At 68.1% G+C, this 24,022-nt stretch carries 22 protein-coding genes; 5 read left to right on the top strand and 17 right to left on the bottom strand.

Going from position 1 to position 24,022, the window contains the following annotated elements:
- Nucleotides 1–5: 5 nt before the first annotated feature.
- Both ADBZ6K_RS06555 and ADBZ6K_RS06550 read right to left on the bottom strand, forming a co-directional pair.
- Complete coding sequence (locus ADBZ6K_RS06555) at nt 6–1,388, bottom strand: pyridoxal phosphate-dependent decarboxylase family protein (protein ID WP_526345074.1); 1,383 nt, start codon at nt 1,386–1,388, stop codon at nt 6–8.
- 60 nt (nt 1,389–1,448) lie between these two features.
- On the bottom strand, nt 1,449–1,673 hold the full coding sequence (locus ADBZ6K_RS06550) for a hypothetical protein (RefSeq protein WP_526345073.1): 225 nt from the start codon (nt 1,671–1,673) through the stop codon (nt 1,449–1,451).
- Between the two features lie 91 nt (nt 1,674–1,764).
- Here ADBZ6K_RS06550 and ADBZ6K_RS06545 point away from each other — a divergent pair, with 91 nt between their 5' ends.
- Nucleotides 1,765–2,373, top strand: coding sequence for a cysteine hydrolase family protein (locus ADBZ6K_RS06545; RefSeq protein WP_526345072.1), 609 nt, complete (start codon nt 1,765–1,767; stop codon nt 2,371–2,373).
- A gap of 311 nt (nt 2,374–2,684) precedes the next feature.
- Nucleotides 2,685–4,517, top strand: a complete 1,833-nt coding sequence (locus ADBZ6K_RS06540; RefSeq protein WP_526345270.1) for a putative bifunctional diguanylate cyclase/phosphodiesterase — start codon at nt 2,685–2,687, stop codon at nt 4,515–4,517.
- Here the strand turns inward: ADBZ6K_RS06540 and ADBZ6K_RS06535 are convergent, their stop codons facing one another.
- The 4 genes from ADBZ6K_RS06535 to ADBZ6K_RS06520 all read right to left on the bottom strand — a co-directional run bounded on the left by ADBZ6K_RS06535 (nt 4,518) and on the right by ADBZ6K_RS06520 (nt 7,640).
- On the bottom strand, nt 4,518–4,994 hold the full coding sequence (locus tag ADBZ6K_RS06535) for an SRPBCC family protein (protein WP_526345071.1): 477 nt from the start codon (nt 4,992–4,994) through the stop codon (nt 4,518–4,520).
- A 49-nt stretch (nt 4,995–5,043) separates the two neighbouring features.
- The gene (yaaA, locus tag ADBZ6K_RS06530; protein WP_526345070.1) at nt 5,044–5,790 is read right to left on the bottom strand and encodes a peroxide stress protein YaaA; all 747 of its coding nucleotides are present in this window, start codon (nt 5,788–5,790) and stop codon (nt 5,044–5,046) included.
- 40 nt (nt 5,791–5,830) lie between these two features.
- Nucleotides 5,831–6,418: a class I SAM-dependent DNA methyltransferase gene (locus tag ADBZ6K_RS06525; RefSeq protein WP_526345069.1), complete on the bottom strand. Its 588-nt coding sequence runs from the start codon at nt 6,416–6,418 to the stop codon at nt 5,831–5,833.
- A gap of 76 nt (nt 6,419–6,494) precedes the next feature.
- Nucleotides 6,495–7,640, bottom strand: a complete 1,146-nt coding sequence (locus tag ADBZ6K_RS06520) for an alkaline phosphatase family protein (RefSeq protein WP_526345068.1) — start codon at nt 7,638–7,640, stop codon at nt 6,495–6,497.
- Between the two features lie 93 nt (nt 7,641–7,733).
- Here ADBZ6K_RS06520 and ADBZ6K_RS06515 point away from each other — a divergent pair, with 93 nt between their 5' ends.
- On the top strand, nt 7,734–8,648 hold the full coding sequence (locus ADBZ6K_RS06515; RefSeq protein WP_526345067.1) for a fumarylacetoacetate hydrolase family protein: 915 nt from the start codon (nt 7,734–7,736) through the stop codon (nt 8,646–8,648).
- A gap of 7 nt (nt 8,649–8,655) precedes the next feature.
- Here the strand turns inward: ADBZ6K_RS06515 and ADBZ6K_RS06510 are convergent, their stop codons facing one another.
- Nucleotides 8,656–9,882 carry an MFS transporter gene (locus ADBZ6K_RS06510; RefSeq protein ID WP_526345066.1) on the bottom strand — a complete coding sequence of 409 codons (1,227 nt, stop codon included), beginning with the start codon at nt 9,880–9,882 and terminating at the stop codon, nt 8,656–8,658.
- A 49-nt stretch (nt 9,883–9,931) separates the two neighbouring features.
- Between ADBZ6K_RS06510 and ADBZ6K_RS06505 the strand changes: the two genes are divergently transcribed.
- Complete coding sequence (locus ADBZ6K_RS06505; RefSeq protein ID WP_526345065.1) at nt 9,932–10,321, top strand: ArsR/SmtB family transcription factor; 390 nt, start codon at nt 9,932–9,934, stop codon at nt 10,319–10,321.
- An 80-nt stretch (nt 10,322–10,401) separates the two neighbouring features.
- On the top strand, nt 10,402–11,124 hold the full coding sequence (locus ADBZ6K_RS06500) for a M15 family metallopeptidase (protein ID WP_526345064.1): 723 nt from the start codon (nt 10,402–10,404) through the stop codon (nt 11,122–11,124).
- Nucleotides 11,125–11,127: 3 nt separating this feature from the next.
- Here the strand turns inward: ADBZ6K_RS06500 and ADBZ6K_RS06495 are convergent, their stop codons facing one another.
- From ADBZ6K_RS06495 to ADBZ6K_RS06450, 10 genes are all read right to left on the bottom strand, one after another.
- Nucleotides 11,128–11,568, bottom strand: coding sequence for a response regulator (locus ADBZ6K_RS06495; RefSeq protein ID WP_526345063.1), 441 nt, complete (start codon nt 11,566–11,568; stop codon nt 11,128–11,130).
- Complete coding sequence (locus tag ADBZ6K_RS06490; RefSeq protein ID WP_526345269.1) at nt 11,565–13,106, bottom strand: sensor histidine kinase; 1,542 nt, start codon at nt 13,104–13,106, stop codon at nt 11,565–11,567. The genes ADBZ6K_RS06495 and ADBZ6K_RS06490 overlap by 4 nt, the downstream gene beginning before the upstream one ends.
- Nucleotides 13,107–13,177: 71 nt before the next feature.
- On the bottom strand, nt 13,178–14,368 hold the full coding sequence (locus ADBZ6K_RS06485) for a PP2C family protein-serine/threonine phosphatase (protein WP_526345062.1): 1,191 nt from the start codon (nt 14,366–14,368) through the stop codon (nt 13,178–13,180).
- 203 nt (nt 14,369–14,571) lie between these two features.
- Nucleotides 14,572–15,201: a 3-oxoacid CoA-transferase subunit B gene (locus ADBZ6K_RS06480; protein ID WP_526345061.1), complete on the bottom strand. Its 630-nt coding sequence runs from the start codon at nt 15,199–15,201 to the stop codon at nt 14,572–14,574.
- Nucleotides 15,201–15,986, bottom strand: coding sequence for a CoA transferase subunit A (locus ADBZ6K_RS06475; RefSeq protein ID WP_526345060.1), 786 nt, complete (start codon nt 15,984–15,986; stop codon nt 15,201–15,203). Before ADBZ6K_RS06475 ends, ADBZ6K_RS06480 begins: the two co-directional genes overlap by 1 nt.
- A 9-nt stretch (nt 15,987–15,995) precedes the next feature.
- On the bottom strand, nt 15,996–16,775 hold the full coding sequence (locus ADBZ6K_RS06470; RefSeq protein WP_526345059.1) for a hypothetical protein: 780 nt from the start codon (nt 16,773–16,775) through the stop codon (nt 15,996–15,998).
- Between the two features lie 64 nt (nt 16,776–16,839).
- On the bottom strand, nt 16,840–19,152 hold the full coding sequence (locus ADBZ6K_RS06465; RefSeq protein WP_526345058.1) for a hydantoinase B/oxoprolinase family protein: 2,313 nt from the start codon (nt 19,150–19,152) through the stop codon (nt 16,840–16,842).
- Between the two features lie 27 nt (nt 19,153–19,179).
- On the bottom strand, nt 19,180–21,309 hold the full coding sequence (locus tag ADBZ6K_RS06460; RefSeq protein ID WP_526345057.1) for a hydantoinase/oxoprolinase family protein: 2,130 nt from the start codon (nt 21,307–21,309) through the stop codon (nt 19,180–19,182).
- Nucleotides 21,310–21,343: 34 nt separating this feature from the next.
- Nucleotides 21,344–21,820: an acetone carboxylase subunit gamma gene (locus ADBZ6K_RS06455; protein ID WP_526345056.1), complete on the bottom strand. Its 477-nt coding sequence runs from the start codon at nt 21,818–21,820 to the stop codon at nt 21,344–21,346.
- 65 nt (nt 21,821–21,885) lie between these two features.
- Nucleotides 21,886–23,808 carry a hydantoinase/oxoprolinase family protein gene (locus tag ADBZ6K_RS06450; protein WP_526345055.1) on the bottom strand — a complete coding sequence of 641 codons (1,923 nt, stop codon included), beginning with the start codon at nt 23,806–23,808 and terminating at the stop codon, nt 21,886–21,888.
- Between the last annotated feature and the right edge of the window lie 214 nt (nt 23,809–24,022).

Below are 24,022 nucleotides of genomic sequence, written 5' to 3'. Positions count from 1 at the left end.
CTCGCTCACTGCGACCCCGTTCGGGCTGCCGCCGCGATCGCCGCCGCCGACCTGTCGATGTCCTCGTCGATGGTCGCCCAGTTGGACACGGAGATCCGCAGCACGTACTCGTCGTTCCAGGTCGTCCCGCCCAACCAGCAGGTGCCGTCGCGCTGGACGGCGTCGACCACCCGCCGATTGGCGTCGTCGCCGCCGGGCAACCGGACCAGTACCTGGTTGAGCACGACGTCGTTGAGGATCTCCGCGCCGGGGATGGCGACCAGCAGGGCCGCCATTCGCCGGGCCTGCGCACAGTTGCGTTCGATCAACGAGGCGACACCGACTCGCCCGAGGGAGCGGATCGCCGCGTATACGGGTACCGCCCTGGCCCGGCGCGAGCTTTCCGGCACATAGTTCGTGTTGTCCCGCTGTCCGGGATCGGCGACGAGGTACGGACCGGCCAGGCTCATGGCGGCGAGGTGGGCTTGTGGGTCGGCGACGATCGCCATCGCGCTGTCGTAGGGCACGTTGAGCCACTTGTGGGCGTCCACCGCCCACGAGTCGGCGCGCTGCACGCCGCGGGTGAGGTGGCGGGTGGCCGGCGCCGCCGCGGCCCACAGGCCGAAGGCACCGTCGACGTGCAGCCACGCGGCGTGGGCCGCACACACGTCGGCGACCGATTCGAGGTCGTCGAATGCGCCGGTGGCCACGTTGCCCGCCTGGGCGCACACAATCGCCGGGCCGTCGCCCACGGCCATCGCCGCGCTCAGTGCGCCGGGGTCCATTCGGCCCTGAGCGTCGGCGGGCACCCGAACCGCCGTCCCCGTACCGAGGCCGAGGAGACGCAACGCCGTGTAGATCGTCGCGTGTGCCTGTGCGCCACAGAAGATCCGCGGTCGGGGAGCCCCGACGAGGCCGTCGGTTCCGACATCCCAGCCCGCCCGCGCCAGCACGGCGTGACGGGCGGCGGCCAGACACGTGGTGTTGGCGCCCTGCCCACCGGTGACGAACCCCACGCTGGCCGTGCCCGGCAGGCCGAGCAGCTCCAGGACCCACGCGGCGGTGGCGTCCTCGATCGCTGCCGCGGCGGGGGACAGGGAGTGAAAAGCCGCGCATTGGTCCCACGCCGAGACCAGCCAGTCCGCCGCCAGCGCCGCTGGCAGTGCGCCACCGACCACGAATCCGAAGTGACGCGGGCCCGCGCTGGCGACCAGTCCGTGTTCGGCGCCGGCCGCGAGCGCGTCGCTGACGGCGGCGGGGTCCTCGCGGTGCTCGGGCTGCGTGCCGCCGAGGGCATCGAGGACGACGCCGGCCGCGACGACGGCCCCCACGCGTCGGCTGGGCAGAGTGGCCAGGAAGGCCTCCGCATGGTCAGCGGCGGTGCGAAGGCCTGCGGTGCGGTCCGGCATGGTCGCGACCCTACGCCGCACGTCGAGGGCGCACCCGGCCGTCGGAGCCGGGCGGCGCGCTCAGCTAGAAGGGCGTTCGGCCTCCCCATCGGGGGGTGCGCTGTCACCGGTCAGCGCGAGAGCGATCAGCACGTCGGCCGCGGTGATGAACAGCCCCCACCAGTACATCCACTTGATCGTCGGATCGGGTTGGGCGGCAAAGAAAATGATCAGGAAGATCGGACCGACGGCGCCGAATGCGAACGTCATCAGCTGGATGCGTACATACCGCTTGAACCTCGACATTCTCCCCGTCCCCAAACCGCTCCGATCGGCCGTCAGCCCAACTCGCGCCGGGACCGTTGCCCGGGCCGATGGGCGGGGCTAGCCTGCGCTCATGACGATCGACCCCAAGACCACGGCAGTGGTGCTCATCGAGTACCAGAACGATTTCACCACCGAAGGCGGCGTTCTGCATGAAGCGGTGTCGGAGGTGATGGACAAGACCGACATGCTGGCCAACACCCGTGGGGTCGTCGACGCGGCGCGCGACGCCGGAGCGACGGTCATGCACACCCCGATCACGTTCGCCGAGGGCTACGCGGAGATCACCCGCCATCCGTACGGCATCCTCAAGGGCGTCGTCGACGGCAACGCTTTCGTGAAGGGGTCGTGGGGCGCCGCCATCGTCGACGACCTCACGCCTGCCGAGGGCGACATCGTCATCGAGGGCAAGCGCGGTCTCGATGCATTCGCCAGCACCAACCTCGACTTCATTCTTCGCAGCAAGGGGATCACGACGATCGCCCTCGGCGGTTTTCTCACCAACTGCTGTGTCGAATCGACCATGCGCAGCGCATACGAGAACGGCTACCAGGTCATCACCCTGAGCGATTGCGTCGCGGCAACCTCCATCGAGGAGCACGACAACGCGCTGAAATACGACTACCCGATGTTCTCCCGCCCGATGACAGCGGGCGAGTTCGTGCGCGAACTGTCGCCGTAGCACTCGCTCATCGCGTCACGATGGTTGACGAGGGCACGTCCGCTCTGTGAGGCAGCAAACTGCCAAGTGTGCGCGCGCCACGCGCCGGTGGTGTTTGATGGGTGTGGCGTGTGCTTAGCACGGGTAGCTAGAGGTCGTCGAAGCAGCGCTCGGCAGGTGTTCGTTCGCAGGGATGATTACGACGGCTACGTCGAAGACAGGGATGGGTGGACGATGCGGGCGGCAGTGGTGTGCGACGGGGGTAGCGTCGGTCAACCCGTGGCCGCGGCGAACCACTGTCGGTGCGCGTGACGGTGGTGGACAGCACATCCATGGAACCCAGCCTGGACTCGGTCGTCATGGCGGCCGCCGCCGAGCTCATGGCGGCCACGAAGGCGGATTCGAGCGCCGTCTGCGAGCGGGTGCTTGCTCACCTCGTTGACCAGCTGGGCATCGACACCGGGTTCCTCCGCTACAACGACCACGTCACGCGCACGACGACGCTGGTGGCGCAGTGGCCTCCACGGGATCATGTGCCGGATCCGGATCCGATCGGCGTCGTGCACTTCGCCGAAGCCGACCAGGTCTTCGCCATGGCCGAACATCTCAAGGCACCGACGGTGCTGCGCCCGGGCCCGGAGAACGAACGGTTCCAGCGGCGCATCCACGCGGCCACCGGCGTCATCGCGGTCTCACTGGCTTGCGTGCCCCTGCTGTCGGGAAATGTCACCACCGGAACGCTCGGCTTCGTCAAATACGGCGACCGGGACTGGACCGCCGCCGAACTGAATCCACTACAGACCATCGCGGCGCTGTTCGCCCAGTTGCAGGCGCGCATCGCCGCCGAGGAGCAACTCGGGTTCATCACCGATGACCTCACCGGCCTGCTGCACCGCAGGGCGTTGATCACCCACCTCGACGACCGGCTGCGCGAGGGCGAGCCCGGACCGGTGTCGGTGCTCTATCTCGACCTGGACCGGTTGAAGGCGATCAACGACTATCTCGGCCACGACGCGGGTGACTGGTTCATCAAGGTGTTCGCCCAGCGGTTGCGCGAGGACATCGCGACGGAGGCGCTCGCCGCCCGCGTCGGGGGTGATGAGTTCGTCGTCGTGCCTGCCGCGGCGATGGGGGTGGAAGCGGCCCGCGAATTCGCCCACCGGCTGCAGACGCGCCTGCACGAGCACGTCGTCATCGACTCCGCCGTGCTGGCCCGAACCGTCAGCATCGGTGTCGCAGTGGGGGTGCCCGGCCACGACACCACGTCGGACCTCCTGCGCCGGGCGGACCAGGCGGGCCTGGCAGCCAAGCAGGCGGGCCGCTCCAAGATCGCGGTGCTCACCCTGGATGCATCGCCGGAGAACGCCGCGCGCGACGACGTCGCGCTGCATCTCGCGGACACCCTCGACAGCAATGACGGCGCACTGGTCCTGCATTACCTACCCGAGGTCGACATGCGCACCGGGCGGATTCTCGGCGTCGAGGCCCTGGCCCGCTGGCACCACCCGACCCGTGGCCTGTTGCTGCCCGCGTCCTTCATGGGCGTCGCGGAGTCGATCAACCGGGCCGCCACCCTTGGCAGACTGGTGATACGCACCGCGTGCGCGGACTTCAGGAAATGGCGTTCCACCGGCGTCGGGCACGACATCACGTTGTCCATCAACGTCTCGCCGGTGCAGCTGCTGTCGACCAGCTTCGCCGAATCCGTGGCCGACACCCTCGATGAGTTCGAGATACCCCCTGCCGCACTGCGTCTGGAGATCACCGAAGGCGTTGTGGTGCTCGACATCGACACGACACGCAGGACCCTCGGCGCGGTGCGGGATATCGGCGTGAACATCGCGATCGATGACTTCGGCACCGGCTTCAGCGGATTCACACACCTGAAGTCGCTGCCGGTGGACTCCGTCAAGATCGACGGGCGCATCGTCTCCGAGATCGTCGACGATGCGGGCGACCTGGCGATCGTGCGGGCGATCCTAGCCCTCGGGGACGCCTTTGGGCTCGACGTCGTGGCCGAAGGGGTGGAGACGCCGGCCGTGTACAGGGCTCTGCTGAATCTGGGTTGCCTACGCGCACAAGGTTTTCTGTTATCTCGCCCGGCCGACGCCACAACGACGGAAGGCAAACTCGCGACAGGGATCCTGGCGGTCCCTTTCGAGTAGTTACGCCGGTGGTGTCGATACGCTCTCGGCAAGCGCGGCGAGTCTGTCGATCGACGCCGCCAGCTTCTCCGCTGTCGTGCCGCGCGCCCGGGGCAGCCGCGCCTCGTCGCGCAGTTGGGTCCAGTCGTAGGTGTGCGTGACGAGGCACCGCCGCTCCCCGAGCGGTTGCAGTTCCCACCGCCACAGATGACCGGGCGGATCGGCCCCGACCTCGGCGGGTCGCCAGGCGATGAGTCTGCCCTCGTCGAACTCGACGACATGGTTCTCCCGGACACCGCCCATCGTGAGCGTCATGGTGAACACGTCGCCGACCGCGCACACCCGCTGGTGCGGTTGCGCCTCCACCAGGTTGTCGTTGCCGTCCCAGCGCGGTTGCTGAGCCGGATCGGCGATCAGTTCGAACACTTCCGACGCGGGCACCTCGATGCTGCGGCTCGCATGAACAACGCGCTCAACACGGTCAGCGTCATCACTCACGAGCGTCAAGTTACTCCGTGCAGCCTCGACCGGATTCCCCGCCCTCGGGTCAGGCTGGCACCACCACGGTCAGTGCACGGCCGTGGCACTCCACCCGCATTCCCGCCCGGCGCGCCATCCGGGCCACCGCGCCGGCATCGCCGGGTTCGGACCGCGTCGTGGCCAGCACCCGGGCCAGCCTGCCCTTGTGCGCCTTGTTGAAATGGCTTACCACCGTGCGGGTTCCGTCGGGGTGCTCGGCGCGCACGTCGACGCTGACCGCGCCGGGCAACCGGCCCAGTGCCCCGTAGGACCCGGACCGCAGGTCGACCACAAGTTCCTCGGAGCCGAGCCGGTCCAGCAGGGGATCGAGGACCGGCCGCCAGCGGGTGGCCAGGGTCGGCTGCTCCGGCAGCTTCGACGTCGCCGACAGCCGGTAGGCGGGCACCGGGTCCGCGGCGCGCAACATCCCGAACAGCGCAGAGCAAATCACCAGCCGGGCATCCGCCCGCGCTGCCTCGCCGGGCCGCAACGACCCGACGTCCAGCGCCTCGTAGAGCACCCCGGTGTAGCGGCCGATCGCTGGCAGCGTCGGCGATTCACGCAGCCGGGCGTTACGCTCGATCGCGGCGTCCTGCGACGGGTTGAGGCCAAGTGCGCGCCTGCTCGCGTCGCGGTCGGCAGCCAGCTCGACCAGTTCGTCCACGAGCTCTTTGCGCAACGACTCAAGCGCGGGGAAGCTGAGGTCGCTCAGGCGAAGTGGCGGACCATCGCCGCCGGCACGTTTGGTCTCCGAGGGCGGAAGCAGCACGATCACGCGACCACGGTAGACGGCCTCGGCACCGGCGAGGGGAGGGCTACCCCGGCCTGTGATGCACCGACACCGCGTAGTCACCGCCGGTGAATGGTTCGCGATCCCAGGTCGCCCACCGATCGACTGCCCGCAGACCGGCCTGCTCGGCGAGCCGGTCGTACGTCTGAAGCGCCAGCCGATCCGGCCGGATCGAGAACCCGCAGACCAGCAGACCCGCCGGGGCCAGCCGGCCCGCGAGCCCGCGCAGCACGCGGCCCTCCGTGCCCGGTTCGAGGAAGATCATGACGTTGCCCGCCAGCAGGATCAGGTCGAATTCGGTTGCCGGGCCGGGCAGTTCGGCCAGGTCCGCCTCGACCCAGGACAGCCCGGGGGCTTTCGCGCGGGCCCCGGCGAGCATTGCCGGGTCGGCGTCGACGCCCACCGCCGCGAAGCCGCGCCGGTCCAGTTCGATCGCCACCCGGCCGGTTCCGCAGCCGGCGTCCATGACCCGCGTCCCGCCGGACTCGCGCAGCAGCGCCTCGACCAGATCGGCCTCGCCGTGGATGTTCTGGCCTGCTTCGATCAGGTCGCGCCAGCGGGCGTCGTAATCATCGCCACGCGGAGCGCCGGTGCTCTGCCACCGCGTTCCCACCAGCCATCCCCCTTCAGCGCGCTGCCGTCGACCGACGCTTCAGTCGCTTCAGTGTAGGAAGTAGAAACCAGGCTCGTCATCGCGCCGCCACGAGGAGGGGGACCCGTTGCTCCGCCGTGGTCACCGACCCGTGCTGCCCGATCAGCGACGACTCCAACGGCTCGACGATGCGCCGCACAACCGCCGCCGAGCCGCATGCCGCCGCGACGACATCGCCGATCCGCCGCACGACGCGGTCGTCGATGCGATCGCCGAACCAGCCGGCGGCGATCGCCTGCTCCCGGGGCAGCACCCACGCGCGTCCGGACAACGTCTCCCGCCACGCATTCAGCACATCGGCGGCCGCGCCGTCGACGGTGTAGACGTGCCGAGCGCGAGGTTCGCCGCCGATCGCCGCCACACCGTCCTGCAACGCTGGGCAACTGTCGGCGTCGACGACGTCGGCAGGGTCGACGGCCACCATGCCGTGGTCGGCCACCACCGCGAGCATCCCGCCCCGTGGCAGCCCATTCACCAGCACCTCGACCAGGCGATCGATCTGCCGAAGCTGCATGAGCCACGGGGGCGACCCTGGCCCATGCAGGTGGCCCACCATGTCCAGCGCCCCGTGATAGCCATAGCAGAAGCCGCGGCCCGCGACCGCCGACAGCACCGCGGTGGCCAGGCCCCGGAGATCACCGAGGTCGCCGATGCCGATGTAGCGACCGCCGCGCAGAACCGCCCGTGTCAGACCGGAACCCGCGAACTCCGCGCCGGACACGACACTGACCGAGACGCCAGCCGACGCCGCCCGCTCGAACGTGGTGGGAATGGGCTGTACCTGCTCGGGCGGGAACGCATCACGCAGATCGTCGCCCCACGGGTGGGGCCGCCACCGCAGCGCATTGACGACGCCAGCGTCGTCCAGGCGGAAGGAGTAGCCGACCATGCCGTGCTCACCGGAGCGTCTGCCGGTTCCGATGGCGGCCAGGCCGGCGGCGGTGGTGGAGGGAAAGCCGACCTGCAGGGTGCGGCCGCGCAGCGCGGCAAGGGTAGGCGCGTCGTCGGCGTGGGTGTCGAGCAACTCGGCGCCGAGGCCATCGATCAGCAGCACGCAGACCCCGGCGACGCCGCCGGGCAGCGTGATCCGTGGCTCGAAACCCGCCACGCCCATCGCGGCCAGCAGTGAAGGCACGACGTCGGCGAGGTGCGGCAGGTCCGGATCGGGCTGCGGTGGCTCCACGGTGCGAGCTTGCCACGGCCGGGTGGCCGTGCGCACGGACCCGGTTGGATAGGTTGGTGGCCGGTCCGGTCCGGCACGGCAGAGGGGTTGACGATGCAGTTTCGCCGCAGGCTCGCGGGTTCCGGCCTGCGCACCGAATCCCGTGTGAATCCTGATGCGCCGTGGGAATCAGCCGATCCCGAATCGACGCCGGGATATGCGTCGCCCTTCACCGAGGCGTTCGAGTGGCAGCACGCCACCGCTTCGGGAGCAACCGACGGGGATGTCGTTCTTCCGTTTCAGCCCTTGTCGTTTCGCGACTTCATGCTGTTCGAGCAGCACACTGTCGACGCGAGCCGCGGTTACGCACGACGATTCCTGCCCGCGGCATCACGACTGGCCGCCGTGGCGGAACGGGTGACCCGCAGGCCGTTTCGCCCGTTTTGGCCCGCGGCGCTGTGGTATCGGCAGCCGATCTATTACATGGGCAATGCCCTGACGTTCGTCCCGAGCGGGGTGCCGGTCGCGTTTCCCGGCTACTCACGAGCGCTCGACTACGAGCTGGAGCTGGGCTTTGTGCTCAAAGCACCGCTGCGCGACGCCACCCCGGCCGAGGCGGAGCGGGCGATCGGGGCGTTCGTGGTGGTGTGCGACTTCAGTGCCCGCGATGTCCAGATCGCGGAAATGAGAAGCGGTTTCGGTCCGCAGAAGGCCAAACACTTCGCCGGGTCGCTGTCGCAGACCGCGGTGGTCGCCGATGCGGTGTTGCCGAGGTGGCGCGAGCTTCGTGCGACGGTGCGGATCAACGGCGAGGTGATCGCCCGGCCCGCGGCGGGCACCGCCAGGTACTCGCTGGGCGAGGTGCTCGCGCACGCCTCGGCCAGCGAATCGCTTCATCCCGGCGAGTTGTTCGGGACCGGCACGTTCGTCGGCGGCAGCGGCATGGAGTGCGACAGGTGGCTGCACCCCGGTGACAGCCTCGAACTCGAGATCGAGGGCGTCGGCCGAATCGAGCATCCGATCCGCTGACATCCGCTCAGCCGTGGGCGGCTATTCGGCGGGACGACGACGCGCCGACGGCCGCCGCGGCCAGGCAGGCCACCGCGACCGCGCTCGCGAACCAGGGGAACACCGCGGCCAGGGACCACCGCGTCGCCGCCCAGCCCGCCAGGATGGTGGGAATCGCCATGCCCGTGTAGGCCAGCAGGTAGTAGGCGGACATCGTCTCCCCGCGCCGTCCGGCGGGCACCACGTCGGACAGGTGCCGCAACGATCCGCCGAAGCCCAGCCCGAAGGTCGCGCCGAGCGCCGCGGCGGCGGCGAACACCAGCACCCACAGGTGGGTGATCAGGGCCGGCACCGTCAGCAGCAGCGCGATCGCCATCCCTAGGTCACCGACGATCGCCGCGCGGCGGGCCGGGACCCGGGTGGCGACCAGCTGCGCCATCGCGGCGGCGAACGCGGTGATCGCGACCACCCCGCCACCGAACACCAGATTGTCGATGTGGGTCTGCCGCGCGGCCAGGGAGGGATACAGGGACAACAGCACCCCCAGCACCGACCAGGATGCCGTCGCGCCCAGCGCGGCGAACCAGAAGTCCGCGCGGATCTCCTGCGGCACAGATGGTTTGGCGATGCGGATGGGGCCACCGGAGCGCTCCGTGTGGGTTTCGCGCAGGGCCAGCACCCCGATGCCGACCAGCACGCAGACGGCCGCGACCACGGCGTACGGCGTGCGCATCGGGTGCGGAGCGTACTGCGCGAGCAGCGCGCAGCCGATCACGGCAACCGTCATACCGATGTTGAAGCTGACGCCGCTGAGTTGGCCGGTCCGCAGGCCGTGATGCGGCCGAAGGTCCAGCAGCGCGGCCGCGCCCACCACCACGATGGAGCCGACCGCGCCGCCGTGGATGGCACGCGCGAGCACGAGCAGCGCCATGCTGTCGGCCAGAAGGAACACGCCCAGCCCGACGATCATCGCGATCAGCGCACCGACCAGCACGGGCTTGCGGCCCACCACATCGGAGATGCGGCCGGCGACGAGCACCGCCGCCAACGCGGCAAAGGCGTACACCGCGAACACGATCGTCGTCGCCAGCGGCGTCAGATGCCACACCCTCTGATACATGCCGTACAGCGGCGCGGGCATGCCGGACACGCCCAGTGCCACACCGCTGAGGACGAGCAGCAGGGGGTAAGCCCAGCGCTGCGTGTCATTGCCGGGCCCATGATCCACCACGCCACCCACTTCGACCACTCCCATGAGGTAGGTTTGACAACAATCAAACCTTGTCGAGCATACGCCGGGTTTGATGATCATCAAACTCCATGGAGGGCACGCGATGACGGGGCCGACGGCGGCGGGCTACATCGAATCCGCGGTCGAATCCGCCGGGATTCGCGTACCGCTTCACCAAGTACTGGCCGCACTCCAGGATCCGGTGCGGCTGGAGATGGTGCGTCGACTCAGCAACGCGGGCACCCCGCTGCAGTGCTCGACGCTCTACGACGGAATCAACAAGTCGACCGCGACGCATCACTTCAAGATCCTGCGCGAGGCGGGTCTGGTCGAGCGGACCATCGTCGACGGGCTGCCGCACCAGCGGTTGCGGGCCGACGAGATCAACGCGGCGCTGCCCGGGCTGCTGACCTCGATCGTGACCGTGGCCAATCGCGAGGCGCACCCGCAACGGCCGGCGTGATCGCCCGCCGGCCCGCCGCCGATCCACATTCGCCGGTCAATTCCGGGCGTGCCGCTCGGCCGGAGCCGTTGGCGCGCAAGATGATCCGTGTGACACTCGCCGCCGCAGCGGTCGCGGCCCTGCCGCAGTGCGCCGCGCCCTCCGCGCCGCCGATCGAGGCGAACCCGACCCCGACACTGGCGCCCACGACGGCGCCGCCGGCAATCACCAGCCCGCCTGCCGCCGAACCGCCGCGGCGAGAATCGCTACCGGCGACGGTCCATCCCGTGACCGCCGCCGAGCTGGGTGCGACGTGGCGGCCCGGTTGCCCGCTCGGGCCGGAGCGTCTACGACGGGTGGAACTCGACCATCTCGGCTTCGACGCCGAGATCCATCGTGGCAGCCTGATCGTGCACGAGGATCTGGTGGCCGAGACCATCGACATCTTCGCGCAGCTGCGCGCCATCGACTATCCGATCGAGCGGATGCAGACCGCCGACCACTATCCCGGCGCAGACGATGAGCTGTCGATGAGGGACAACAACACATCGGCGTTCAACTGCAGGGACATCCCCGGAACCGGTCGGTGGTCCGAACATGCCTACGGCCGCGCGATCGACGTCAACCCTCAGCTCAACCCCTACATCGACGCGCGCGGCGCCTTCCAACCCGCCAACGCTGGCCCCTACGTGGACCGTGACCGCATCGACCCGGGGCTGCTACACGATGGAGATCCAGCGATCCTCGCATTCACCGATCGCGGTTGGCGCTGGGGCGGCCACTGGCGCTCACCCATCGACTACCAGCATTTCGAACGCCCGTGACGCTCAGGGCTGCGGCAGCCGAACCACCTGGACGAAGAACTCGTCGATCTGCCGGACCGCGATCATGAACTGATCGAGATCGACGGGTTTGGTCACATAGGCATTGGCATGCAGTTTGTAGCTACGCAGGATGTCTTCCTCGGCCGAGGACGTGGTCAGCACCACCACGGGAATGTGGCACAGTTCGGTGTCGGACTTGATGCGTTCGAGCAGCTGGCGCCCGTCGTATTTGGGCAGGTTCAGATCGAGCAGGATCAGATCGGGCCGCGGCGCATCCTTGTGCTCGCCGCGCCGGTACAGGAAATCCAGCCCCTCCTCGCCGTCGTGGGCAACGTGCAAATTGTTGTTGATCTTGTTGTGCTCGAAGGCTTCCCGCGTGATCAACTCATCCCCGGGATCGTCCTCGACGAGCAGCACGTCAATGGCGCGACCACCCGATTTCATTGGTGTGTTCCCTCCAAGAAGGCCTTCGGTGTTTCATCGATGCGGGCTGGCACGGTGAAGCGGAAGCGGGTTCCGGCGGTGTAGGTCGTGTCGATCCAGATGGTGCCGCCATGATATTCGACGATCTTCTTACACAATGCCAGACCGATGCCCGTCCCAGGGTAGGCATCGCGTCCGTGCAGCCGCTGGAAGATCACGAATACTTTGTCGACGAACTCTTCACCGATGCCAATACCGTTGTCGGACACGGTGATCAGCCATTGTCCGTCGTGATCGCCGGTGCCGGCCTGGCAGTCGATGACGATGCGGGGCGCGGTGTCACCGCGCTGGAATTTGACAGCGTTGCCGATGAGGTTCTGCCAGAGCATCCCGAGCAGGGTGGGGTCGCCGACCGTGTGCGGAAGACCAGCCGGGGGACGCACGATCTCGGCGCGCGCCTCGGCCAGCACGGTGTCGAGATTGGCCAGGGCGTCGTCGAGCACCGCGTCCAACTCCACATCGGCCTGGGTCACGTTGAGCCGGCCGACGCGCGAGAAGGCCAACAGGTCGTTGATCAGTACCTGCATCCGCTTCGCGCCGTCGACGGCGAAGGCGATGTACTCGACGCCGCGATCGTCGAGCTTGTCGCGGTACCGCTTTTCCAGAAGCTGGCAGAACGCGGTCACCTTCCGCAGCGGTTCCTGCAGATCGTGCGAGGCGACGTAGGCGAACTGCTCGAGTTCGGCGTTGGATCTTCGCAATTCGACCGCCTGCTCGTCGAGCACCTGGGTCTGCTCGGCCAGCTGCTGCGCGGCTTCCCTGGAGGCGCCGAGCTCGTCGACGATCCGCTGCCGCATGTCCTCCACATCGGCGGCGATGGCCCGGATGTCCTTGGGGCCCCGCGGGGTGATCCTGGTGTCGAAGTTGCCCTGTGTGATGCGCCTGCACGCCGCAGCCAGCGCACCGAGCGGCCGGGTGACGGCGCTGCGGACCAGGATCGCGAGCAGGATGGCGGTGAGCGCTGCGGTCACCCCTATGGCGACCAGAACCGCGTCCCGCCAGGCGCGCGCCCGTTCGAGCTTGGCGATATCGGCGTTGCGCGCCGCCGCGAGATCCTCGTTCTGCCTGTCGAAAAGCTCACGGATACTGTCGAATTCGGCCTTTCCCCGGACCGCGGTCCCGCTGGCGACGATGTTGGGCCTGCCGGGGACCACACCGGCGATCAGTGGTTCGGCATAGGCCCGCCGCCACTCCGCCGAGGCCTCCTCGATGCGCTGCAGATCGGCGATCAGCTCGTCCCGGTCGCCGATCCGTCGCCTGATCTCGTCGGAAGCCTGGCGTTCGGCCCGCTGCCCGTCGTAGTACGGGCCGAGGTACTGCCGGTCGGCGGCGATAAGATAACCCCGGACGGCGGTCTCCTGGTCCCGCAGCGCCGCCTGCAGCTGATACGCCGAGACTCGCGCCGGCTGTATCTCATCGATCAGTTGCCTGGACACGTCGTCGGTGTGATTGAGCAGGATCGCTGCGGCCACCGCTCCGGCGAGCACCACGGCGCCCATCACCGAGAGGACGGCGACGAGCCAACCGGCAACGGTGAGCTGCGAACCGCGCGGCGCCCCCGCAGATGACGTCACGTACCCGTCCGCTCCACCCGCACGACGGCGATGTCGTCGCTGATCCCGCCGTGGGCCTGTGCCAGGCGCTCGGCCGCGTCGATGAGCGCATCGACGAAAGCCGCGCCCGGCAGGTCCGCGATCGAGCGGGCCAGTTCCAGCAGCCCCTGTTCGCCGAGGCGCTCGTTGCCCGCGCCGGTGTGCCCCTCGAACACGCCATCGGTCAGCAGAACCAGCCCGGCACCGACGGGCAGGTCGACGTGGTCGGCCACCCAGTCCCCGGAATTCAGTCCCAGCGCCGGCGCGCCGGGCGGCTCGACCCATTCGACCTTGCCGCGGTGGTGCAGCAACATACCAGGGTGACCGGCCCGCACCGCGGTGATCTGCGGGCCCTCCGGTGGTATCGCCAGGCTCATCACCGTGGCGAATATTCCGCTGCCCGCGCGTTCGGTGCGCAGGATCCGGTCGAGCTCACGCATCCGGTCGGGTCCGCGCAGGCCGGCGAACGTCAGCGCGCGCCAGGCGATGCGCAGTGCGACGCCGAGGGCCGCCTCGTCGGGTCCATGGCCGGCGACGTCGCCGATCATGACATGCACGGTGCGGTCCGGAGTCTGGACGAAGTCGTAGAAGTCCCCGCCGAGCAGCGCATTCTCCCGGCTGGGTCGGTAGCGGGCGACAATGTCGACGCCCGGGTTCTCGAGCAGCAGGGGGGAGGGCAGCAGGCCCCGCTCCAGGCGGGCGTTCTCCACCGCCCGCAGCTGGCTGGCGTGCAGGTCCACCGCGGTCAGCTCGGCGCGCTTTCGCTCGATCGCGTACAGCAGTGCGCGGCGCAGCATGTCCGGTTCGACCCGGCCTTTGACGAGGTAGTCCTGGGCACCGGAAGCCAGCGCGGAGACGCCGAAGTGTTCATCGCTGAGGCCGGTCAGTACGACGATCGGGACCGTTGCGTCCTGCCTTGCGATCCGCTTGATCGCCTCCACGTCGTCGGCGTCGGGCAGGTGGATGTCAAGAAGCACGCAGTCCGGGTGCGCGGACGCGAGCTGACGCTCGGCCTCCGCCATCGTCTGCGCCCACACCGTGCGGATGTCGACCGCGGCGTCGGCGATCAACTCCTCAACGAGCAACGCATCGGCGCGATCGTCCTCGACGAGCAGGACCGCTAGCGGCTCGGAGTGTGGACCGCGGGCGTCGCCGGGGTTCGGCGACATTGCGCGCCAAGGGTCACGGGGCGCCCGCATCACTTAACACGTCCCTCGTCGAGTGAGAATGACTCGACAATACCCACTGCGACACCCACTGTGCCCCGGCACCGCGATGAGACAATCATCGCCTCCCGCAGCCACGAGATCCACCTTCTGCAGACAACGTGCGAATGGACGTCTGCAAAACGTGGATCTCGCATGAATCCCTGTCAAGACGCCAGGGGCGCACCCGTGCGGCCGCGGATCTCGGCCACGGTCACTCCCGGCGCCCGCTCCGCCAGGCGCAGGCCGTCCACGGTGACATCGATGACGCCGAGATCGGTGATGATGCGGTCCACCACCGCCTGCCCGGTCAGCGGCAAGGTGTTCTCGGTAAGGATCTTCGGCGAGCCGTCCTTGGCGCAGTGCTCCATCAGCACGATCACCTTGCGAGCGCCGTGCACCAGGTCCATCGCTCCGCCCATGCCCTTGACCAGCTTGCCCGGGACCACCCAGTTGCTCAGGTCGCCGCGCGCACTCACCTGCATCCCGCCCAGGATCGCCGCATCGACCTTGCCGCAGCGGATCATCGCGAAGCTCGCCGCGGAGTCGAAGAAACTCGCGCCGGTCGTGGTCGTGACGGTTTCCTTGCCCGCGTTGATCAGGTCCGGGTCCTCGTCACCCTCATAGGGGTAGGGGCCCAGCCCGAGAATGCCGTTCTCCGACTGCAGCACGATGTGCACACCGTCGGGGACATGCCCCGGGACCAGGGTCGGCAGGCCGATGCCCAGGTTCACGTAGTCGCCGTCACGCAGCTCGGCGGCCGCCCGAGCGGCCATTTCATCTCGGGTCCAGGCCATCAGGCCGCTCCCAGGTCGCGCGCCCGCACCGTGCGCCGTTCGATGCCCTTGGCCGCGATATCGGCCACAGTCAGCGGTAACACCCGATCCACGTAGATGCCGGGCAGGTGGATGGCATCGGCATCGAGCTCACCCGGCTCGACGAGTTCCTCGACCTGAGCCGCGGTGACCTTCGCCGCCATGGCACACAACGGATTGAAGTTCCGCGCCGCCTTGCGGAACATCAGATTGCCGTGGCGGTCGCCCTTCCAGGCGTGGACCAGCGCGAAGTCCGGCCGCAGCGCTTCCTCGAGGACGAATGTCTGGGCGGCTCCGTCCCAACTGAACCGCCCCTCCGGCCTGGGCGGTGAGGCGATCGCGACGGTGCCGTCGGGTGCATAGCGGATGGGCAAGCCGCCGCTGGCGATCTGGGTGCCGACGCCGCTTCGGGTGTAGAACGCAGCGATGCCGGCGCCGCCTGCGCGCAGGCGTTCGGCCAGTGTGCCCTGCGGGATCAGCTCGATCTCCACCTCGCCGGCGAGGTACTGGCGTTCGAGTTCCTTGTTCTCTCCGACGTAGGACGCGATGAGGCGGCGGATCTGCCTGTTCTCCAACAACAATGAGTTTCCGACGCCGACGATGCCGCAGTTGTTGGACACCAGGGTGATGTCCCGGCTGCCCCGCTCGGCCAGCGCGGCCACCAGTGTCGCGGGGATGCCGCAGACGCCGAACCCCCCGGTGGCCAGCAGCACCGAATCGCCGATATCGCACACCGCCTCGGTCGCGGTCGCAACGGTCTTGTCCATGGCCGCCTTTCAGTTCAGTTTCGCGAGTTGGTCGAGGACGAGTTCGGGCGGCGCCGTCGACGGGATGGTCGTCACGAGAACCTCGGCTTCGGGGATGTCGGCGGTACCCGCGGTCCAGAATTCGGGCGCGATGACCCCGATGGCGGGATCGCCGGTGGCCGTGTGGATTCCGTCGGCATCCCAGACGGCCAGCGACCAGTCGAAGTGCGATGTCACGTTGGCCAGGGCGGTGTAGGGCGCCTCGGGCAGTTGCGCGTCCCTGCTGTCGAGCAGCACCAGGGCCACCGGCAGCGTCCCCAGCCTGCCGAGCCATTCGGCCATGTACATCGACGCGCCGTCCGCTCGGTCGGCGTCTACACCGTCCAGTGGCGTACCCGCCACCTGATGCGCCGACACCAGCCAGGACGCGGGCGACGGTAGATGCAGGATCAGTTGCCGCCGTGCGGTTTTCGCGACAGTCTCGAGCACCTCGACGGTCGCCGCCAGCAGCGGGCCGTCGGCCAGCAGGGTGCGCAGCGGGTAGCCGGTGCGGCTCCGCGCACCCATCGCCGTGGCCAGTTCCGGCCGTGCGCCGGTGTGTGCGGCGTGCATCCGCCGGACGTCGATCCACAGGGCATCGGGATCCAGCAGACCCCTGACCTGGCCGAAATGCCCGGCCATCAGGGTGGTGTCGGTCCACGGGATGGGTGCGCCCTGGCGGATCACCGCGGTGGAGTAGTCGGCGTCGTCGATCAGCAGTGGCCGGATGCGCCCGGTGGGCGCGGCGGCGACAAGCGATTTCACACTCATGGAAGTCCTTCAACATCGCAGGGACGGTGGCGGCCCCGGGCCCCCTCCGGGACCGCCACCGGTTTCAGGTGAGCCGGTCGACGTTCTCGCCGTACTTGGCCTCCAGTTCGGCGATGCGCGCCTCGAGCTTGCCGATCTTGACCTCGCGGCGGTCGGGCACCATGACGATCGGCAGTTCGGCCAGCGGCGCCGTGACCCGATCCGGGCCGTCGATGGTGTAGACCGTGGCCGTGATGTCCTGGTTGTCCTCGGTCCAGGCGCCCCACGATCCGTAGTAGGCCAGGTCTTTCGGCGGCTCCGGGGTGACGAACTCCTCGTAGAACTCGGCGAACGGCTTACCGCGTTGCAGCCGGGCCGCGCGGGCACCGGCCCGCGCGGCTTCGGTGCCTGCCACGTCGAGACGGAACGTCCTGGGGTCATAGCGCACCCCGAAGATCTCCTCGGCCACCTTCTGGCTGATCCGGCCGAGTTCGGCGTCGCGCACCACCGACTCGGGCAGCCGCTCCAGCGGATCGCCGTAACCGCCGCCCGCCCCCTGGCTGATCATGTACAGCTCGCCGTCCTTGGCCAGGTCGAACTGCAGGCCCATGTGGTAGGTGGAGTAGCGGCCGTCCGGGAAGGGTCGCTCGTTCATCACCTTCTCCATCGACAGGTCGAACTTCTTGTTGTCCCGGCGGAAATGCTCGTAGACGTTGGTGCCCTTGACCATGGCCAGCGGATAGGTGCCACACCCGTAGCCGCCGTACATCCCGTAGATCGACGAGAACTTGGCGCCGGAGGTCACCGTCATGAAACCCCACTGCGGGGTGCCCTCGGCGGCGACGATCATCTCGTAGCCCATCCCGCCGGTGAACTTGCCGAAGCCCATGTTGTCGCGCACCAGCCGCTTGGCCACCAGCTGCATGAACGGCACCTCTTCCTCCATCACCTCCTGCTCGGCGGTGTCGGCCATCGCGCAGAACAGCGGCGACACGGCATCCTCGCCGTCGCGGAACGGCTTTGCGCCACCTGGCATCCCGTTCAGATCGGCGCACAGGTTGCCCACCATGTCGCCGTGCTGGGTGATGCCGCCCCACAGGAACGTGTTGATCTGGTTGAACCAGTTGGACACCACGTTGGAGTACTTGTGCGGCGTGGAGAACGACATCCGGCTGTAGAGCGCCTGCATGCAGGAGAAGCCGCGGAAGGAGGCCTGCAGCGACTGCCCCATCGGGGCGTCGTATGACGCGTCGGCCCAGGTGCCCTCGTCGGAGACGATCTCGATGCAGCTCATCGCGGCGGTGCAGCGCGGCAGGTCCGGCCACCAGAACGCCAAGATCGCCTGCATCATCATCGATTTCACCGAACACAGCGGCGAATTGATGGCCCGGTTGAGGATCTCCGGTCCGGTTCCGCGCAGGTCGACGGTCATGTGGTCGCCCTTGACGGTGATCTTGCAGGCGAACTTGATGAGGATGTTCTCCTTGAGCGTGCTGTCCATGAACTGGTCGAAACGGTAGGTGCCGTCCGGCAGTTCGGCGATGCGCCTGCGCACCTCGGCGTCGACGTCCTCGACGGTGGTGCGCAGGGCGGCGACGAACGTGTCGACCCCCACCTCGTCGATCACCTTGTCGATGCGCTCCATGATCTTGCGCACCGCGGTGATCTTCACCTTCAGATCCGCCAGCTGCAGCTTGGGGTCGCGCACCGAATGCTGCAGGAAGGTCAGCAGATCCCGGCGCAGCTCACCGCGTTCGACGATCTTGAACGGGCTCATCCGCAGGCCGTCGTCGAACGCCGTCTCCGAACCCGACGGCATGCCGCCGGGTTCACAGGCGCCGTTCTCACCCTCGTGGATGGTGGCCGCCACCCACGCGATGATCTCGTCGTCGCGGATGATCGGCATGATCATCGACTGATCGGTGTTGTGGACGTTGCCGAACCGGGCGTCGTTGTGGATGAACCCGTCGCCCGGGTTGATGCCGACGGTCGGCTCGTCCTTCCAGTACTTCATCACGTACCGGATCGGGTGGTGCAGGATGGCGCTGAACGCGATCACGCCGTGGCACGACAGGTAGGACACGTCCCCGGAGGCGGTGTAGATCGCGGTGGTGAGGTCACCCCACTTGGCGCCGGGGGCGGCGCCCTGGGCCTCGCACATCTCGTACCCCTCGTCCAGGGCGCCGGCGATGCGCTTGCGGATCCGTTCCACCTGCAGACGGTCCACGCCGGCGGCGATGGCCACCTCCTCGTGCAGTGAGCGTTCGGAGATGCTGTGGCTGCGCATGATCTCCCGGTCGGGGCCGAGGAACAGCGTGGTCTCGTCCATGAACTGATCGACCCACTGCTGCTCCTCGGCGGTGAGGCTGGCGGCCGGGCGGTCGTTGACTGCGGTCATGTCTTGTTGTCCTTAACTCTGGGGTTTTCAGTCCTGCAGGAACCACACGGCGCCCTGGGCGGTGGGTTCCAGCCGCCAACCGGGTTCGACGAGGAAGGTGGTGTTCTCGGTGGTGACGATCGCGGGGCCGGCGATGACGCGGTCCGGACCGAGCGCGCCCTGGTCGTACACCGGGGTGTCAATCGGGGTGTCGATGCCGATGAAGTACGCCTTGCGGCTGCCCACCGGCGTGGGTGCGGTCCGCGCGCCGCCGTGCCCCAGCGAGTCGAAGTTCACCACGTCGCCGTCGACGTAGGCGGCGACCCGCACGGTGTTACAGCGGATTCCGGCCTCCGGTGCGGCCGACGACGCTCCGAAGCGGTGGCTGTAGACGTCACCGAAGGTCTTGATGATCCCCAGCACGTCACCGACGCCGGTGATGCGGCGGATGTCGCTCAGCGCGACGGCCTGGGTCAGCAGCTGGTTCCCGTAGCGCATGTCCAGCTCCAGCCGGTAGCGGACATCCTCACCGGAGAAGCCCTGCCGGATCAGGTCTTCGCGGCCGCGGGCCTCCAGTTCCTCAACGACGGCATTGAATTCGTCGTAGTCGTCGTAGAGCGCCCGGGTAGTGGCGTTGTACATCGTGACGTGCACACCGCGCTCGTGGAAGTGCAGCTGCTTCATGTTGCCCGCGCCGCACGCCGAGAACACTGATGAGAATGGCGGCGCCAGAACACGTTTGATACCGGCGTGGCGGGCGATGCCGCAGGCGTGCAGTGGGCCGTTGCCGCCGTAGGCCAGCATCGTGAAGTCCTCGGGCAGGTAGCCGCGCACTCGCAGTTCCTTGCCGATGCCGATGGCCATCTGTTCGTCGACACCGTCCTTGATCACCCTGGCGACGTCGATCGGGTCCATGTCGAGGTGGTCACACAGCTCCTCCTCGATGGCGAACAGCGAGCGCTTCGGGTTGAGCTTGATGTAGCCGTTGGCGTAGTTGTCCGGGTCGAGGTAGCCGAGCAGCAGGTCGGCGTCGGTGACGGTGGGCTTCAGCCCGCCTCGGTCGTAGCACGCCGGGCCCGGGTTCGAACCCGCCGACTTGGGGCCGATCTTGACGGAATTGTGGATGCGGTCGTAGCTGGCGATCGAGCCGCCACCTGCGCCCAGCGTGTCCAGGTGCACCATCGGCACCGACACCAGCCAGCGGTCGATGGTGGGCAGGAAGTCGTAGTGCTTCACCCCGCCCTCGGGCACCAGACCGATGTCGAACGAGGTGCCGCCCATATCGGTGGCGATGACGTGGCCGATTCCCGTCTCGTTCGAGAGGTGTTCGGCCGCACCGACACCGGCGATCGGGCCGGAGTGGATGGTCTGCAGCGCATCGGTGGAGTTCATCTGCGCCATGCCGCCGGAGTTGTGGATGACCAGCATCGGCTTGTCGTAGCCGAAGTCGCGCAGATTGCTCGACAGCTGGGCCAGCGCGTGGAACATGATCTCGTGCAGGTAGCCGTCGATGATCGTCGACGTGGCGCGCACGTACTCACCCTTGCGGCCCGACACCTGATGGCCGAGCAGCACGGGGATGGCGCCCAGTTCGTGCGGCGGGAACTCGTCGAGGATGATCTCCTGGATCGCCAGCTCGTGTTCGGCGTTCTCGGTCGCGTTGACCAGCGACACCACGATCGCCTCCGCGCCGGCGTCCACCAGTTCGCGCACCACGGTGCGGACGTCGTCGGGATCCAGCCGCGCCACCACCTTTCCCGCAGAGTTCACGCGCTCCTTGACCGAGCGGATCATCGCCCGGGGCACCAGCGGTTCCGGTCGTTCGGCGGCCGGAAGGTTCTGCTGCATCGCGTAATCCAGGCCCTCGCCGTAGCCGCGGCCGCGGGACAACGGGATGGTGTCCTCGAAGCCGTGGGTGACGATCGCCGCGACCTTGGGGCCGTTGCGCTCGATCAGCGCGTTGGTGCCCAGCGTCGTGGCGTAGCGCACGGAATCCACCTCGGAGAGCACCGTGGAGCGGTCCAACCCGGCCCGCTTACAGGCGAGATCGAGTGCGTCGTTGAACCCGATGGCGAGGTTGTGGTGGGTGGTCAGTGCCTTGGCGTCGATATAGATGTCGTCCCAGACGAAGAAGCAGTCGGTGAAGGTTCCACCGATGTCGACCGAAATACGTTTCATCTCTTGTGTTCTCCTGTACAGGTCTGTCGAGGGATCAATGCGGATGGCCGGCGGCCTTGGGCGCGGTGGTTGTCTTCGCGCGGAGCGCGGTGGTTGTCTTCGCGCGGAGCGCGGCGGTGTACTTCTGGGCGTCCTCGCCCGGCCCGTAGTTGTGCACGGCTTCGGCGTCCACGCCGCGCTCCTCCCACTGCTTGCGCAGCGCGGCGATGTCGACGGCGATGTCAATACTCGGCGGGTGACCCGGGGGCAGGTATTCGCATTCGATCTGGGTGCCGCAGCCGGGGCAGTAGTACTCCAGGATCCGGCAGTACGCGGGATCCGGGCTGAAGGTGTACTCGTAGCGTTCGGGATCGATGACCGGCTGGTGGATCTCACGGGGATCGCGGTCGAAGACCAGGGTTCCCGGCTTGTAGTTGCCGTGTGCCGAACCCATGTCGTGGGCGCACACGCGGCAGACCCAGCGTTCGGTGTCCAGGTCGATGACGAGGTATTCGGTCATGGGGACTCGCACGGGAGTCTTCCTTTCTGTCAGTAAATCGGGTCGGTCGGCGGTCGGAAATACCGGTAGACGGCGGATCAGGATGCGGTGTCGGTGAGCAGGAGGTCGCCCGCGGCGGTGACCCGGAACGACCACTCCGGCAGCACCCGCGCGGTGAAGAACGGGCCCTCGATGATCGCGGGCCCTTCGCCGCGGTGGCCGGGCTTGAGTTCGTCGAGCACGTGCACCGGCACATCGTCGACGCGATCGGCCGCCGAGCGCACCCGCCGGCGTCCCACCGTCGGAGCCGGGTCTGCATCCGCCGACGCGTCCGGCGACAGTACCGGGTGGGGGAGAGGTGCGGCGGCGGTCAGCTGCAACGACACCACGCTGCCCGGGTAGTCGACCTCGTCACCGGGCTGGTACGGCAGATGTGAAACCCTGCCGCCGTCGAGACCCTCGACGAGCAGCCGCCAGGACGTTTCGCATTCGTCCAGCGAATATCCCTCCTGGAACATGTCCCGCTCGGCGCGGGTCAACAGCGCGTCGTGTGTCTGCCGTGCCGACTCGGTGGTGGGTTCGGCGACGATCACCTCGTAGGTCTTGCCGATGTCGGAGAACGAGATCCCGAACGCCGAGAACACCGCCGCGGTCCGCGGGATCAGGACCTGCGTCACACCGGCCAGCCTGGCCGCCCCGGTGGCGCTCATCGGCCCGGCACCGCCGAAGGCCAGCAGCGTCGTGCTGTCTGCGACGAGCGAAGCGAACGACGCCGACAAGGCTTGGAAGTAGGCGCTCTCCATCCGGATCAACGCCTCTTCCAAGGAGATTCCCAGTGGTTCGGCGATCGATTCGGTAATCACGGCGCGCGATCGGGCGGGGTCGAGGGTGAACGTGCCGTCCAGGTAGGTGTCGGCGTCCAGTACACCGAGCAGCAGGTTGACATCTGTGATGGTGGCCTGCTTCCCGCCGAAACCGAAGCACGCCGGACCGGGCGCCGCACCGACCGACTGGGGTCCGACCACGATCGTTCCGTCGAGGACCTGGATCACCGAGGAACCGCCGACGCCTGCGGAGGAGACGTCGCTCATCGCGTACGAGATGTGCACGCCCGCGATACCGCCGCGGTCGGCGACCGCCACCGCGCCGCTCTCGACCACGCCGACGTCGGTGGTGGTGCCCCCGATGTCCATCATCAGCGCGTGGTCGAGGCCGTACACCTTCGCCAGCGCCGCCGTGCCCTCCAGCCCGCCCCGCGGACCCGACGAATACGTTTTGAGGGCAATCGATTTCGCGACCCGAGAAGATGCGCCGTCGTTGCGGTACACCAGCAGCGGGTTGATCACCTTAAAGGCCTGAAGCCGGCGTTCGGCGCTATAGAGGAAGCGCTCCATCGTCGGGTGTAGGAAGGAGTTCACCACGCACGACCAGACCCGGCGCGCATCATTGCGGTCGCCCGCGAGTTCCCAGCTGTAGATCAGCGGAACCGACCCGAGCAGATGCCGGGGGAACTTGCGCAGCAGGACATGGCGCAGCCGGCGCTCGTCCTCGGGGCTCGACCCGGCGACCACCACCCGTGCGGCGCCCAGCGTGGTGAGGCGGTTGATCTTCTGCACGGCGTCGAAGTCGAGGTCGGCATCGACGTCGCTGCCGTCCGGTTCGATGCTTAGGATCCGGTCGGCGACCAGACCGAAGAACAGCTTCTGCTCCGCGGCACTCTGCTGCATCGCCGCCTCGAGACCCGGTATCGAGGTCAGGATGCCAATCATCGGCCCCCGGCGTTCCACCAGGGCATTGGTGCCCTGGGTGGTCGAATAGCGGATGTGTTCGGCGTCGTGCAGCAGCCGGGTGATGTCCGCGTCGCCGTAGAGTGCCTGCGACGCCTTCTCGATCCCGGTGAACAGGCATTCGGACAGGTCGTGTGGCGTGGTCAGCGTCTTGGTGAAGGTGAAGGCGCTGCCGTCCCACACGCAGATGTCGGTGAGGGTTCCACCGTTGTCGATGTTGATGAGGGTTCCCATATCGCTCCGTTCATGGCCTGGCTCCGTCGGAAATGAGCGCTCGGACGTGGCGTGCTCGGTGCATGTGCCCTGTGCCACATCGCTGCCCACAACGTTGGCGAAGTCTCACCGGGTCGGCGTGTCCCAAGATCGGACACCCTTCGCCTTGGATGTGATTCATGTCTCGTTCACTATGTAAGTGACCGGTGCGTGACCGACCTGTGCGACCCAGGAG

This window comes from Mycobacterium sp. (genome assembly GCF_044223235.1).
Taxonomy (GTDB): domain Bacteria; phylum Actinomycetota; class Actinomycetes; order Mycobacteriales; family Mycobacteriaceae; genus Mycobacterium.
The sequence above is the reverse complement of the archived record's forward strand: the minus strand, read 5'-3'. Positions and strand labels throughout refer to the sequence as shown.

What these genes read in the sequence shown, in the direction of transcription:
- ADBZ6K_RS06555 (WP_526345074.1), bottom strand. Translation starts at nt 1,388, where the DNA reads ATGCCGGACCGCACCGCAGGCCTTCGCACCGCCGCTGACCATGCGGAG.
- ADBZ6K_RS06550 (WP_526345073.1), bottom strand. Translation starts at nt 1,673, where the DNA reads ATGTCGAGGTTCAAGCGGTATGTACGCATCCAGCTGATGACGTTCGCA.
- ADBZ6K_RS06545 (WP_526345072.1), top strand. Translation starts at nt 1,765, where the DNA reads ATGACGATCGACCCCAAGACCACGGCAGTGGTGCTCATCGAGTACCAG.
- ADBZ6K_RS06540 (WP_526345270.1), top strand. Translation starts at nt 2,685, where the DNA reads ATGGAACCCAGCCTGGACTCGGTCGTCATGGCGGCCGCCGCCGAGCTC.
- ADBZ6K_RS06515 (WP_526345067.1), top strand. Translation starts at nt 7,734, where the DNA reads ATGCAGTTTCGCCGCAGGCTCGCGGGTTCCGGCCTGCGCACCGAATCC.
- ADBZ6K_RS06510 (WP_526345066.1), bottom strand. Translation starts at nt 9,882, where the DNA reads ATGGGAGTGGTCGAAGTGGGTGGCGTGGTGGATCATGGGCCCGGCAAT.
- ADBZ6K_RS06505 (WP_526345065.1), top strand. Translation starts at nt 9,932, where the DNA reads ATGATCATCAAACTCCATGGAGGGCACGCGATGACGGGGCCGACGGCG.
- ADBZ6K_RS06500 (WP_526345064.1), top strand. Translation starts at nt 10,402, where the DNA reads ATGATCCGTGTGACACTCGCCGCCGCAGCGGTCGCGGCCCTGCCGCAG.
- ADBZ6K_RS06495 (WP_526345063.1), bottom strand. Translation starts at nt 11,568, where the DNA reads ATGAAATCGGGTGGTCGCGCCATTGACGTGCTGCTCGTCGAGGACGAT.
- ADBZ6K_RS06490 (WP_526345269.1), bottom strand. Translation starts at nt 13,106, where the DNA reads ATGGGCGCCGTGGTGCTCGCCGGAGCGGTGGCCGCAGCGATCCTGCTC.
- ADBZ6K_RS06485 (WP_526345062.1), bottom strand. Translation starts at nt 14,368, where the DNA reads ATGTCGCCGAACCCCGGCGACGCCCGCGGTCCACACTCCGAGCCGCTA.
- ADBZ6K_RS06480 (WP_526345061.1), bottom strand. Translation starts at nt 15,201, where the DNA reads ATGGCCTGGACCCGAGATGAAATGGCCGCTCGGGCGGCCGCCGAGCTG.
- ADBZ6K_RS06475 (WP_526345060.1), bottom strand. Translation starts at nt 15,986, where the DNA reads ATGGACAAGACCGTTGCGACCGCGACCGAGGCGGTGTGCGATATCGGC.
- ADBZ6K_RS06470 (WP_526345059.1), bottom strand. Translation starts at nt 16,775, where the DNA reads ATGAGTGTGAAATCGCTTGTCGCCGCCGCGCCCACCGGGCGCATCCGG.
- ADBZ6K_RS06465 (WP_526345058.1), bottom strand. Translation starts at nt 19,152, where the DNA reads ATGACCGCAGTCAACGACCGCCCGGCCGCCAGCCTCACCGCCGAGGAG.
- ADBZ6K_RS06460 (WP_526345057.1), bottom strand. Translation starts at nt 21,309, where the DNA reads ATGAAACGTATTTCGGTCGACATCGGTGGAACCTTCACCGACTGCTTC.
- ADBZ6K_RS06450 (WP_526345055.1), bottom strand. Translation starts at nt 23,808, where the DNA reads ATGGGAACCCTCATCAACATCGACAACGGTGGAACCCTCACCGACATC.